Below are 13,834 nucleotides of genomic sequence, written 5' to 3' on the forward strand. Positions count from 1 at the left end.
CCATTGACATGCGTCGCGCCACCTACTTTGACAACAATGGCACCACCGCCCTACACCCAAAAGTGTTACAGGCGATGCTGTCCTATTTGTCAGAGCAGCAAGGCAATGCGACCAGCCGCCATATCTTTGGCCGCTCGGCCCGTAATGCCATTGACCAGGCTAGGGAACAGGTTGCTGATGCAGTAGGGGCACACCCCTCACAAGTGATTTTCACCAGCGGGGGCACCGAGGCTGACAATCTCGCTATCACTGGCGTAGCACAAGCACTGGAAAAAGGCCGGGTTGCCATCAGCAGCCTAGAACACCCAGCGGTTTCAAGGCCAGCAGAAGCACTTAGGTGGCAAGGTTGGGCATTGGATCAAGTCGACTGCAATGCACATGGACAAGTTGAAACAAGCGCTTTAGAGGCCATATTGAAAAATAAGGTCGACATTGTGTCCATCATGTTGGCCAATAACGAAACTGGTGTGATCCAGGACATCGCTGCTCTGGGTGACATTGCCCGCCAGCACAAAGCTTATATGCATACCGATGCAGTGCAGGCACTGGGCAAGATCAACGTAGATTTCAGCGGCCTGAACGTCCATGCCATGAGCCTCTCATCGCACAAGATTAATGGCCCCCAAGGTGCAGGGGCATTGATTATGGATAAGCGGATCGATATTCAACCACTGCTGTATGGCGGCGGTCAGGAAAAAGGTTTGAGAAGCGGTAGCGAGAACATTGCCGCAATTGTGGGCTTTGGTGCTGCCTGTCAATTGGCAGCCAACGAGGCGAGAGATCGTCAAGGAAAACTGGCTGTATTGCGTGAGCGTTTGGAACAGGGCTTGCATCATCTAGATGCCGTCATTTTTGGTGCGGGTGCTGAACGCCTGCCCAACACCAGCTTTTTTGCCTTCGAGGGTATTGAAGGCGAAACATTGGTGATGGCACTAGATAAGCAGGGTTTTGCAGTCGCCAGTGGCTCCGCATGCTCCAGCGACAACACCGAGCCTAGCCATGTGTTACTCGCCATGGGCATACACCCCGACATCGCACGTGGTGCGATTCGAGTGAGCTTTGGCAACAATAACGAATTACATGAAGTGGAAGCCTTCCTGCAAGCACTGGAAGGTGAACTCACAAGATTGAGAAAGTTAACTGCTATCGCAGTTTAGGAATCGCAAAATGACAGTACGTACGCCTATTTATCTGGATTATTCAGCCACTACCCCACTTGATCCACGGGTAGCGGAAAAGATGATCCCTTACTTGACCGAGCATTTCGGCAACCCTGCTTCACGCAGCCACTCTTTCGGCTGGACAGCGGAAAAAGCCGTGGAAAATGCACGTGAAGAAGTCGCCAAGCTGGTGAATGCAGACCCGCGTGAAATTGTCTGGACCTCTGGCGCCACCGAGTCCAACAATCTGGCGATCAAAGGCGCAGCCAATTTTTACAGCCCTTCCAAGGGCAAACATATTGTCACCGTACAAACCGAACACAAAGCCGTGATCGATACGGTACGTGAGCTGGAAAGACTGGGTTACGAAGCAACATATCTGGTTCCAGAAACCAATGGCCTCATTGATCTGGAAAAATTCAAGGCTGCCTTGCGCCCAGATACTGTACTGGCATCTGTGATGCTGGTGAATAACGAGATTGGCGTTATCCAGGATATTGAAGCGCTCGGTAACATTTGTCGCGAGCAAGGCGTCATTTTCCACGTGGATGCGGCACAAGCGACTGGCAAGGTGCATATAGACCTGCAAAAACTGCCTGTGGACTTGATGAGCTTCTCTGCCCACAAGACCTATGGCCCCAAGGGTATTGGCGCGCTATATGTACGTCGCAAGCCGCGTGTACGCATTGAGGCGCAAATGCATGGCGGTGGCCATGAGCGCGGCATGCGTTCCGGCACGCTGGCCACACACCAGATCGTTGGTATGGGCGAAGCATTCCGTATTGCTCGTGAGGAAATGGACATCGAAAACGTCCGTATCCGCACATTGCGTGACCGTCTGCTCAAGGGCTTGCAGGCGATTGATGAGGTGTACATCAATGGCGATCTAGAACACCGCGTTGCTCACAACCTGAATATCAGCTTCAACTTCGTAGAAGGCGAATCGCTGATCATGGCAGTCAAGGATATTGCAGTTTCCAGTGGTTCCGCCTGTACTTCGGCCAGCCTGGAACCTTCCTATGTCCTGCGGGCATTGGGACGTTCAGATGAATTAGCACATAGTTCCATCCGCTTCTCTATCGGGCGCTTCACCACGGAAGAAGATATTGATTACACCGTAGAGTTGATGAAGAGCAAGATTGGCAAATTGCGTGAACTCTCCCCGCTCTGGGAAATGCACTTGGATGGTGTAGACCTGAATACGGTCGAGTGGGCAGCGCATTAACAAGCGCCTGGGTATATGGCCTGCCGATCACAGCTGCATTCATACATGAGATACATGACCTGCCAATATCGTTGAGACACAGTATCACTCTCGGCATATTGGCACATTAAGGAGTAAAAAAATGGCTTATTCAGACAAAGTACTCGACCACTACGAGAACCCACGTAACGTTGGCTCTATGGACAAGAACGACCCTTCTGTTGGCACTGGCATGGTAGGCGCTCCAGCCTGCGGTGACGTCATGAAGCTGCAAATCAAGGTGAATGAACAAGGCATTATTGAGGATGCCAAGTTCAAGACCTATGGCTGCGGTTCCGCGATTGCTTCCAGCTCACTCGTGACTGAACTCATCAAGGGAAAATCCTTAGATCAGGCCATGGAAATCAAGAACTCCGATATTGCCGAAGAATTGGCACTGCCACCGGTCAAGATTCACTGCTCAGTGCTGGCAGAAGACGCCATTCGCGCAGCAGTGGCTGACCTCAAAGCCAAGCAAGGCACCAAGGACGAACAGGCAGCGTAAAGGACGGAACTCATGGCAATCTCGCTCACAGAAACTGCTGCCAAGCGCGTGCAGAAATTCCTTGCTAATCGCGGCAAGGGTGTTGGCCTGCGCTTGGGTGTCAAAACCACTGGCTGTTCCGGCATGGCTTATACGCTGGAGTTTGTTGATGACATCAATGCTGAAGATGTGGTGTTCGACAGCCACGATGTGAAGGTGATCGTCGACCCCAAGAGCCTAGTCTACATTGATGGCACTGAGCTGGACTTTGCCAAGGAGGGCCTTAACGAAGGGTTCAAGTTCAACAACCCGAACGTCAAGGATGAATGTGGCTGCGGTGAAAGCTTTACGGTATAAGCCGCGCCCCTCAGCTTAAGGCAGTGTGTTAGCTGCACTGCCCCATTCAGTTCAAACCCTTCCTTTATGTCTAATTTACAGCAGAATTATTTTGCACTCTTTGGCTTGCCAGTTCAGTTCTCACTGGATATGACCCTGTTGGATCAGCGTTATCGCAAGTTGCAAGCAGAAGTGCACCCAGATCGCTTTGTTGCCGCATCACCAAGCGAGCGCATGCAATCTATGCAATGGGCGACACACGCGAATGAAGCCTATCACACGCTCAAGCACCCAACTTCGCGCGCGCGCTACCTGTTGCAACTACAAGGCATAGATACGCAAGAAGAAAGCAATACCGCCATGCCAGCTCACTTCCTCATGCTACAAATGGAATGGCGCGAGGCGGCAGAGGATGCATTTGATGAAGGCAATATCACGGTATTGGATCGCTTGCTCAAGGATATGCGCGCAGAAGCCAAGACACTAGAAGATAGCCTGGCCAATCACCTTGACCAACAACAAGCATGGCAAGAAGCCTCGGGCACTGTGCGCAAATTGAGTTTCATCGACAAGATTCGTAGTGATATCGAACACAAGATCAGCAAACTGGAAGACGAATAACCGCACGCTATGGCTTTATTACAGATATCAGAACCCGGCATGAGCACCGCGCCCCACCAGCATCGCCTGGCAGTGGGAATAGACCTAGGCACAACCAATTCATTGGTTGCAACCGTGCGTAGCGGCCTCAGCACTGTACTGCTGGATGAAACTGGGCATGCTCTGTTGCCCTCTGTCGTGCATTACACTGCTGACGGACAGATTGAAGTTGGCTACCCTGCCCAGTTGCAGCAAAGCCAGGATCCGCAGAACACTATTGTCTCGGTCAAGCGCTTCCTGGGCCGTGGATTGAGTGATATTGGCGACACCAGCCACCTGCCATACCGTTTCATTGAGACACCCGGCATGGTGCAAATCGACACTCGCGCTGGGATCAAGAGCCCGGTTGAAGTGTCTGCTGACATTCTGCAAGCCCTCAAGGCCCGTGCTGAACAAGCATTAGGTGGGGAATTAACCGGTGCCGTGATTACCGTCCCAGCCTATTTTGATGATGCCCAGCGTCAGGCCACCAAGGATGCCGCCCGGCTGGCTGGCATCAATGTGCTGCGCCTGCTGAATGAACCCACAGCCGCCGCCGTGGCTTATGGTTTGGATAATTCATCAGAAGGTATTTATGTGATTTATGATCTTGGTGGCGGCACATTCGATGTCTCCATCCTGCGTCTAAGCAAAGGAGTCTTTGAAGTGCTGTCCACCAACGGTGACTCTGCCCTCGGTGGTGACGACTTTGACCGCCGTATTTTCTGCTGGATACTGGAACAAGCTCGCCTGCAACCACTGACCCCTGCGGATACACGCCTGCTCATGACCAAGGCCAGGGAGGCCAAGGAGTGGCTCACCGAGCACGCTAGCGCAAGTATCACTGCCGTACTCAGTGACGGTGAGATCATTGACTTGAGCCTGAGCCAGACAGAGTTTCACGCACTGACCCAACAGCTGCTGAACCGCACATTGACACCGATACGCAAAGCATTACGTGATGCTTCACTTGACGTAAAGGAAGTCCAGGGTGTGGTGCTAGTCGGTGGTGCAACACGCATGCCGCAAGTACGCCATGCCGTCACCAGCTTTTTCGGCCAAGACCCATTGACTAACCTCGATCCTGATCAAGTGGTTGCGTTGGGAGCAGCCATCCAGGCGAATATCCTGGCGGGCAATCGTCATGATGATGATTTGCTGTTGCTGGATGTCATCCCGCTTTCACTAGGCCTGGAAACCATGGGCGGCTTGGTAGAGAAAGTCATTCCTCGCAACTCCACCTTGCCGGTCGCACGCGCCCAAGACTTTACCACCTTCAAGGATGGTCAAACGGCGATGAGCATCCATGTCTTGCAGGGTGAGCGGGAGCTAGTATCAGACTGTCGATCTCTCGGGAGATTTGAACTACGCGGCATCCCACCCATGGCGGCAGGCGCTGCGCGTATTCGCGTCACCTTCCAGGTGGATGCTGATGGACTACTTTCCGTATCGGCACAAGAGCAAACTAGTGGCGCTCATGCCAATATCGTTGTCAAACCTTCCTATGGCTTGAGCGAAGACCAAATCACCAATATGCTGCAAGCGTCTTTTAGCTCGGCTGAAACGGACAAGCAAGCACGTGCCCTGCAAGAAGCCAGAGTGGATGCCGCCCGGCTACTAGAGGCGATTGAAGCTGCATTGCGCCAAGATGGTGATGCACTGTTAAGCGAAGCAGAAAGAACCGACATCAGCCGTCAGATGGAAAGCTTGCGCAACCTGGCACAACAAGAGGATAGCGCTGCGATCACCCAGGCCGTGAACAACCTCAACCATGCGACAGAAAGCTTTGCAGCACGCCGTATGGACGCCTCGGTCAGGCAGGCACTTGCCGGGCAATCATTGAATACTCTGGAACTCTAGGCCATGGCAAAAATTACTGTTCTCCCGCATCCGGAATACTGCCCCGAAGGCAAGACATTCGAGGCACAGCCCGATAGGTCGATCTGCCATAACCTGCACAAGCAGGATATCGATATTGATAGTGCCTGTGGCGGCGTTTGCGCCTGCACCACCTGCCATATCTATGTTCAGAAGGGTTACAACTCACTATCTGAACCTGAAGAAATAGAAGAAGACATGCTGGACCAGGCCTGGGGGTTGAAGCCCAACTCGCGCCTCTCATGCCAAGCGATTGTCGGGGATGAGGACATTGTGGTGGAAATCCCGATCTACTCGCTCAATCTCGCCAAGGAACCTCCTCACTAGGCAGATCAGCAGGCGAGGCTTTGGTCAAGCCTCCGCCAGGCCAGTTTCTTCTGCAAATTGTAAGCCATGCGCATAGGTACGGCCTGCGCGCCTTGCTGTGTCAAAGCGCAGCATGCCAAGAAAAGCTTCTGCACTCAGTGGTCGGCTGAAAATATAGCCCTGTAACTGATCACAGCCTTTTGTGCGCAAGAATTCAAGTTGTGCCTGGGTTTCCACGCCCTCGGCCACGACTTTGACCTTAAGGCTATGTGCCATGGCAATAATCGCCTGCGTAATCGCCATATCATCTGCATCTTGGGGAATATCCCGGACAAAGGATCGATCAATCTTCAATGAGTCAATCGGGAAGTGTTTGAGATAACCCAATGATGAATACCCCGTACCAAAATCATCGATCAGCACATGAGTACCCAGGTTACGGAAATGCTGCAACATCTGGCTGGCCCGCTCTGCATTCTGCATGATCATGCTTTCCGTGATTTCCAGCTCCAGGCAATCTGGCGTCAGCCCACTTTCATCCAATGCATCCAGAATCACTTTATGCAGGCTATCTTCACGGAATTGCCGCGCGGAAATATTGACCCCAACCCTGATCGGCCTGCCTGCAATCTCTTGCCAGGCATAAGCATCGCGGCAAGCCTGCTTCAACACCCACTCACCAATCTGGATAATCAAGCCTGTTTCTTCAGCGATCGGAATAAACTCCTGTGGTGACACCATGCCCAACTCAGCATGTTGCCAACGAATTAAAGCCTCCGCCCCGATAATGTACTGCCCCGTCAAATCCAGCTTCGCTTGATACAACAAAGTGAACTCATTACGCTCTAGGGCACGACGCAAGCCGTTTTCAATGGTGAGTCGGCTAACACTGCTGGCATTGCTTTCGGCAGAGTAAAAATGGAAAGTATTCTTCCCATCGTCCTTGGCACGGTACATCGCCATGTCTGCATTTTTCAATAATGAGAATATGTCCACGCCATCCTCAGGATAAGCACTGATCCCGATACTGGCACTGATATACAACTCCTGCTGCATGAGGATAAAAGGCTGCGCCAGCGCATGCATGATCTTGCGTGCCACCGTCACCAAATATTGTTGGTCAGTGAAGTCCTCGACCAGTACGACAAACTCATCCCCGCCCTGGCGCGCAATGGTATCCGTTTGACGTAGACACTCCCGGAGGCGGCTTGCTGCCTCTTGCAACAACATATCTCCAGCTTGGTGTCCCAGGGTATCGTTGATGATCTTGAAGCGGTCAAGATCGATGAACAGCACACCAATACGCTGCTGATAGCGCTGGGCACGCAACAAGGCCAACTCAATGCGCTCCTGTAGCAAGGCCCGGTTAGGAAGCCCAGTCAGGCCATCATGAGTAGCAAGGAATTGCAGGCGCTCTTCGGACTGCTTACGCTGGCTGATATCAGTCAATACCACGATATAGTTCTGTAAAATACCGTTGCCATCGTATACAGAACTGATCGACACCCACTCCGGGTAATACTCACCGCTCTTTTTACGCCCGATGAGCTCTCCCATCCACTTGCCATGCTGCTGCACCAGGCTACCAATCGCTTGATTATCCTCGGCCACGTCATCAAGCAAAGACAAGCGCGTACCAATGCAATCTTCGCGCGCATAGCCCGTCATTCCCAGATAAGCCTGGTTTACCTCCAGGATATTGCGCTCCCTATCTGCGATCAGGATCGCCTCGCTTGTATGATCAAATACCTGCTTGGAAAGATTGAGGCCTGCTTCAGCAGCCTTGCGTGCCGTAATATCCAACATGACGCCCAGCAACTCCTGGGGCTTATTGCCACTGCGGTCAGGAATCACCCGCACAATATCCTGTAGCCAGACCGCCCGACCATCCGCGGCCAGCATCCTGTACTCAAACACATGATCTTGAAGCTGCTGGGTTTCCCAACTACAAAAATCTACTACCCACGCCCTATCATCCGGGTGAATTTTCTCTACCCAGAAACGGGGGTTAGCCACCCACTCCTCAAGGGGATATCCCAACAGACTTTCAGCCTCCTGACTCACAAAGGTAAAAGCCGCTTCGGGAGTGGCACGCCAGACGACAGCCTTGACCGACTCGACCAACTCACGATATTCGGCGCGGCTATGCAGCAAAGCCTCCTCAGCCTGTTTACGGCTGCTAATATCAATGATGAGTACCACGACACGCTCGCTATCATCGCGATAATTAGCTGCCGCTACCTCAATAGGTATCGGCTTACCCGATTTACTGATCCCAAGTGCCTCATATCGGCTAGGTGTAAATTCACCGCGCACCCGCTGCTCGTAATGTCGCGCCACACGCTCACGATCACTTGGGTGTATCAAGCTAAGGAAATGAGCGCCCATTGGGATATCGCGCGCATCATAGCCGCCTATCTTCCATAAAGCCTCATTGGCATAGACAATCTTGCCATCCTCAATGACAACTACCCCTTCCCCTGCGTCAGACTGAGCATTACTCAATGCGTTGTAAAGCCCGAGCTGCTTTTTCAATTGCTCATCTGCTCGCAAACGCCCCACATGCACACCAGATAAACCGACACCAATCGACACGGTGACAAGCGCAAACAACCAATAGTTAAACAGCTCAGCGTTACTAAGCTCCATAGTGAAATAGCCGTGATACCCACCACCACCCCACAGCGCCGTGATGACAATCAACAACGACGCCAATGCCGCCCCTCGCTGGTGAAAACTCAATGCAGCCCATATCACCAACGGAAAGACCAGAAATGCCTTGGCTTCCAACTCACCCGACTCAGACAAAAGCTCATTGAATGCCAGCACACATAACCCCAACAGCAAGCCACTGAGCACTAGGGCTTCCAATATCCTCGCCCTGCCCCAACGAATTGGTTCCGAGTGAAAAAAAGCCAGGATAGCAGGCGTCAGGAGAATAATGCCCAATGCGTCCCCCATCCACCATTGCAACCAGGTCACAGACAAGAATGCGGGCTGCACTATGCCAAATGTACTCAATACTAGACAACCCAAAGTCGCACTGAGTAAAGGGCTGAATATTGCCCCCACCAAGACCATGGCCAGCAGATCCTGCAAACGGGTCATCGCAGGTTCAAAATTAGAGCGCTGCAGGAGCAGGTAAGCCATCACAGCAGCCGCAACATTGCCGCTCCCCACAAAAAATGCCCCCAGAAAAGGAAGAGGGACCTCCACACTCCATTGCGTTGCTACCGCGCCAAGCAGCAAACCAGGCACCACCCGCATACCACCAAGAATCAAAATGGCCAATGCAAATCCCGCTGGAGGCCAGATAAAGGTAGAAAATATGGAGGGAGTACCTAGTAACAAGGTGCTATGCCCAAGTAAGAAATACCCAAGGGCAATCGCGATGGAAATCAGCAGATATCGGAACGGCCTGTTTTTTTGAGCAGACTGGTGACTGGATATATACATAATCTAGGCATTGTATTAGCAAAATCCTACAAACTGCGGTTAAAAATATCTAACAAAATAAAAAGCCCGCACAAGGCGGGCTTGGAGCATATATAGCGTATGCTTAGAAGTTGTATTGCAACTGGAAACGCAGGATATCAGTGTTGTATTTCGGATAGTTTGCTGAGCGCGCATCACTAGAAAGATTATTACGATCCAGTTTGGAGTAATACGCCGTAAACTCGATCTCAGGCACAGGCTGCCACTCGAAACCAGCTTCCCAATCGTTGACATGATTCTGGGGCGCATTGGTCTCGAACTTCTGTGCACCATCAAAGTATTGCCATTTAACGAATGGAATCAGCACACCGTAACCGTAGAAATCCTTGATGCGATACATGGCTTGGATATAACCACCGTTCAGTGATTTCTCCTCGATTCTTGTACCAGCATCATTCAGAGAAGGACCTCTACCCCAGTTCCACTCAGTCTGCAAACCAAATGGCTGCGGATACAAGACAGCATGCACACCTACGCGCTGATCTTTGAAACCGTCTTTCCCAGAGTCAAGAACAGGAGCATTACTAGATGAGGTACTCGGTTTAAATGTCCCTGAAATCGCCTGGATACCCGCTTCAAAAATCTGGCCATTCTCAAACTTGACCGGATAAGTAAAGCGCGACACCAAGTGCAGGTTGTCGTTGTTCTCAGAACGGTTAGCGCCAGTACCATTGTAAGCACCGAAAGCAAACATACCGTAGTTACCGGAGCCCTTGAGACCGCTGTCTACCAGGTACTTGAACATATCTTGCTGTTCTTTTGGTGTGTAGTAGTAGAACACGCCCAAATCACGTTCATCCTTACAGCAGCTGTTCAACGCATCGTTACGATCCAATGCAATACGATTTTGGCTCGATTGTAAGTTTTCAAAACTGTATGGAATCTTGGATTGACCAACACGCAGACGGTGCACCCTGTCCTTGGTCAGGTATATATCACCATAAGCATCGCGCAACTGTGCGATATTGCCAGTGTTGTCGCTACTACCAGTGCGACTAGCAAAATCAGGCTGAATATAATAAGACAAACGCTCGCCAATATCCCCAAAGAAAATCAGGCGCATACGACGAATCATGAAATTGGTATTGTCACCAATCGAACGGTCTGCCTGGTGGGCAATCTGTTTGTCACCACCAATGATAGGATTGCTGCGGATCTGCATATAACCGCGCACCTTCATCGTATCTGCCCAGTTTTTACCAGAACTCGCTGGCTTTGGCGCTGGCGCCATGGCGATCTTATCGAGCTTTTCCTCCAGTTCACGCTGCCTAAGCTCAAGCTCTTGCTTCATTTCCACCAAATCAATGCTGGCGGCATTTTCGCTCTTAGCTTCTGTTGCGTCACCCACTGATTTAAAGGTGCCCATTTTTACCCGGTTAGGACCAGGCTCGGAAAAAATCTGTTTGGTCGTAGAGTCTACATATAACTCCAGCACTTGAGCCTCTGCCATTGCAGTAGCAGAAGTTGTTGCCAGCATCACTGCTGTCATTAAAGCCTTACGGGCTATTTTCCCTGTTGTCATCGCAATCACTTTAAAATTTACGCACTTGTTTTATTAGAAAGGTGTATCTCAGGAGTGATACCAACTCGTGCGGCAAAGCCGCCAATCACTGATAGAAGCTAGCTCTACCAGCAATATGGCGTGCAGTATGTCGTTGCAATGTGACTGAATGATGTACTGAAAATGACAGTTTTATGACAGAAAGCTAAATGCAAGCATCAAAAAAGAACTAGAAAACCATGTCCCTTTCGATTATTTTTCATGCCATCGTCATGATTTAACTGCATGATGCGATAAACAATTTGCCATGCCACTTTCAAAAACTTACATTTCTTTACAATAAGTTTTTTATGGAAACAATAAAATTTACCTATAATAATCATGTTTATATGGAACAAATAATTTCCATTTCTGTCTTTTATCAAGTGCAGTGACACACCAAACCTTTATCAATATGATAATTTTTAACTTATCCGGGGAAGTAAAAATATGTACAAACACCCATTAAAAGATCGTGACAAAATGTCACCTCAAGAAGCGTTAGCCATTCTAGTTGAAGGCAATGAGCGCTTTACCCAGAACATCTCGGCACATCGCGATCTACTCAACGTCGTGAATATCACAAAGGATAAACAACATCCTTTTGCTGCCATCCTGAGTTGCAGTGACTCGCGCACATCAACTGAACTGATTTTTGACCAAGGTCTGGGCGATCTCTTTAGTGTACGTTTGGCTGGAAATATCGCTTCGCGCAAGGCAATCGGCAGCCTGGAATACTCTTGCAAATATCTAGGCAGCAAGTTAATTGTCGTGCTGGGCCACAGTAACTGCGGTGCAGTCAAGGCTGCCTGCGATGGTTTTTCTGGTGGACATATTGGTGAAATCACCAAGATGATCTTCCCTGCCGTAGAAGCGGAAACACAAACCAAGGAAAACCGTTCTTCATCCAATGATCTTTTTGTTGGTCATGTGTGTGAAATCAATGTCAAGACGCAGATTGATACTATCTGGAACTCCAGTGAAATTCTGCGCGAGATGCTGAACAAGGGAGATATCGGGATCGTAGGTGGTGTCTATGATTTAGCAACGGCTGAAGTCACATTCCCCAAGCAATACCAGATATTCAGCGCTGATCATCCACTCGTACAAAACTAGGATGCATCTAGGCCGACTCTATCTTACGGATAAATTAGTATGACTACTCAAATCCCTACCGCCCCGGCACAATCCGGCAATTTCAGCAAAGACTTCTTTGCGTCCATTGTTGTTTTCCTGGTAGCGGTTCCCTTATGCCTAGGCATAGCGATTGCATCAGGCCTGCCCCCGACCGCTGGTATTATCACTGGCATTATCGGTGGCTTGATCGTTGGCTCTATTTCAGGCTCACCCCTCACCGTCAGCGGCCCTGCGGCTGGCTTGGTAGTGATTGTGGCCGACATTGTGGCCGAATTTGGCCTGGCTATATATGGCGTTATCGTATTGGCTGCTGGTGGCGTACAAATCCTAGCAGGTATATTCAAGTTAGGAGTATGGTTCCGCGCTATCTCGCCTGCTGTGATCCACGGCATGCTCGGTGGTATTGGTATCCTGATCATTGGCTCACAATTTCACATCATGCTTGATCGCGACCCGCTGTCCAGTGGCATCAAGAACTTGATGGATATCCCCAATGGCTTGTTCGAGATATTCTCACTACATGGTGGCGGTAATCTCTATGCAGCCATTACTGGGCTGATCACCATTATCTCGATTGTGCTCTGGACACGTTTTGCCCCAGCAAAACTCAAACTGATTCCAGGGGCACTCATCGGTGTCGTGCTCGCCGTGATCATCGCCAACCTGTTCAGTTTCGATATCAAATACCTCACTGATTTATTTGATGGCCCAACTGACCTGCAAAATATCCTGGGCACGATTATTACGCCTACCATGAGCACGGTAGAGGCATCGATGACTGCAGGGGTCTTACTCGCCGTCATCTCACTCGCTTTCATTGCCAGTGCCGAGTCGTTGCTTTCTTGTGCGGCTGTTGACCAGATGCACCAGGGCGTTCGCACCAAATATGATCGCGAACTGATGGCACAAGGTGTTGGTAATGCCATTTGCGGTTTCCTGAGCGCTCTTCCTATGACTGGTGTTATTGTACGCTCCAGCGCCAATGTGGAAGCAGGCGCCACCACCCGCCGCTCCACCATCATGCATGGCTTGTGGTTGCTGCTATTCATCAGCGTGTTCCTCTTTACGCTGGAATACATTCCTGTCGCCACCCTTGCAGGCGTATTGGTATATACCGGTTACAAGCTGGCTTATCCCAAAGTAGCCAAGGAGCTGCTTTCCTACGGCAAGGCTGAGCTGGGCATATACATCATCACCATCGTCACGATTGTGAGCTTCAACCTGCTGGCCGGCGTGGTAACTGGCCTGGCGTTGTCCATTGCCAAGCTCCTGTATGTGTTCTCCCATGTCTCCATCAAGGCAGAACACAATGCTGGTAGCAAGCGAACCACTTTGCACCTCAAGGGCTCGGCAACCCAGTTAGGCATTCCAAAGCTAGTTTCCGTGCTAGACAATCTGGAATCTGGTCGTGATGTTCACGTGCAGTTTGATGATCTGGAATATATTGACCATGCCTGCATCGAATTGCTGAGCGGCTGGCAAAAGCAATACCAGATGACTGGTGGCAATGTCACCATCGAATGGGATAGCTTGATCAGTAAGTATCACGCCAAGGAAGCCGCTGCGGCCAATGGTACTTGATAGAGATGTTTAGCTAGCCAATAAAAAAGCCCCTT

General features: G+C 50.6%; 11 protein-coding genes. 9 read left to right on the forward strand and 2 right to left on the reverse strand.

The window, feature by feature from the left end; translation table 11 throughout:
• Positions 1–8 precede the first annotated feature (8 nt).
• The 7 genes from ACIKP9_RS05695 to fdx all read left to right on the forward strand — a co-directional run bounded on the left by ACIKP9_RS05695 (position 9) and on the right by fdx (position 6,067).
• Positions 9–1,157 carry a cysteine desulfurase family protein gene (locus ACIKP9_RS05695; protein ID WP_400880405.1) on the forward strand — a complete coding sequence of 383 codons (1,149 nt, stop codon included), beginning with the start codon at positions 9–11 and terminating at the stop codon, positions 1,155–1,157.
• Positions 1,158–1,167: 10 nt separating this feature from the next.
• Positions 1,168–2,385 (forward strand): IscS subfamily cysteine desulfurase, encoded by a 1,218-nt coding sequence (locus tag ACIKP9_RS05700; RefSeq protein WP_400880408.1) that lies wholly within the window; start codon positions 1,168–1,170, stop codon positions 2,383–2,385.
• 121 nt (positions 2,386–2,506) lie between these two features.
• A complete protein-coding gene (gene iscU / locus ACIKP9_RS05705) occupies positions 2,507–2,908 on the forward strand; it encodes a Fe-S cluster assembly scaffold IscU (RefSeq protein WP_400880411.1) in 402 nt (133 codons plus the stop codon).
• Between the two features lie 12 nt (positions 2,909–2,920).
• Positions 2,921–3,244: an iron-sulfur cluster assembly protein IscA gene (gene iscA / locus ACIKP9_RS05710; RefSeq protein ID WP_400880414.1), complete on the forward strand. Its 324-nt coding sequence runs from the start codon at positions 2,921–2,923 to the stop codon at positions 3,242–3,244.
• A 66-nt stretch (positions 3,245–3,310) separates the two neighbouring features.
• Positions 3,311–3,844, forward strand: coding sequence for a Fe-S protein assembly co-chaperone HscB (hscB, locus tag ACIKP9_RS05715; RefSeq protein ID WP_400880417.1), 534 nt, complete (start codon positions 3,311–3,313; stop codon positions 3,842–3,844).
• A gap of 9 nt (positions 3,845–3,853) precedes the next feature.
• Complete coding sequence (gene hscA, locus ACIKP9_RS05720) at positions 3,854–5,722, forward strand: Fe-S protein assembly chaperone HscA (RefSeq protein WP_400880420.1); 1,869 nt, start codon at positions 3,854–3,856, stop codon at positions 5,720–5,722.
• A gap of 3 nt (positions 5,723–5,725) precedes the next feature.
• Positions 5,726–6,067 carry an ISC system 2Fe-2S type ferredoxin gene (gene fdx / locus ACIKP9_RS05725; protein WP_400880423.1) on the forward strand — a complete coding sequence of 114 codons (342 nt, stop codon included), beginning with the start codon at positions 5,726–5,728 and terminating at the stop codon, positions 6,065–6,067.
• Between the two features lie 24 nt (positions 6,068–6,091).
• Here fdx and ACIKP9_RS05730 read toward each other — a convergent pair whose 3' ends face one another.
• Both ACIKP9_RS05730 and ACIKP9_RS05735 read right to left on the reverse strand, forming a co-directional pair.
• A complete protein-coding gene (locus ACIKP9_RS05730) occupies positions 6,092–9,502 on the reverse strand; it encodes a bifunctional diguanylate cyclase/phosphodiesterase (protein WP_400880425.1) in 3,411 nt (1,136 codons plus the stop codon).
• 103 nt (positions 9,503–9,605) lie between these two features.
• Positions 9,606–11,030, reverse strand: a complete 1,425-nt coding sequence (locus ACIKP9_RS05735; RefSeq protein ID WP_400880428.1) for a porin — start codon at positions 11,028–11,030, stop codon at positions 9,606–9,608.
• A 501-nt stretch (positions 11,031–11,531) separates the two neighbouring features.
• Between ACIKP9_RS05735 and ACIKP9_RS05740 the strand changes: the two genes are divergently transcribed.
• Positions 11,532–12,197 (forward strand): carbonic anhydrase, encoded by a 666-nt coding sequence (locus ACIKP9_RS05740; protein WP_400880431.1) that lies wholly within the window; start codon positions 11,532–11,534, stop codon positions 12,195–12,197.
• Between the two features lie 39 nt (positions 12,198–12,236).
• Positions 12,237–13,799 (forward strand): SulP family inorganic anion transporter, encoded by a 1,563-nt coding sequence (locus tag ACIKP9_RS05745; protein WP_400880434.1) that lies wholly within the window; start codon positions 12,237–12,239, stop codon positions 13,797–13,799.
• Positions 13,800–13,834 lie beyond the last annotated feature (35 nt).

This window comes from Methylobacillus methanolivorans (assembly GCF_044751345.1).
GTDB lineage: Bacteria > Pseudomonadota > Gammaproteobacteria > Burkholderiales > Methylophilaceae > Methylobacillus > Methylobacillus methanolivorans.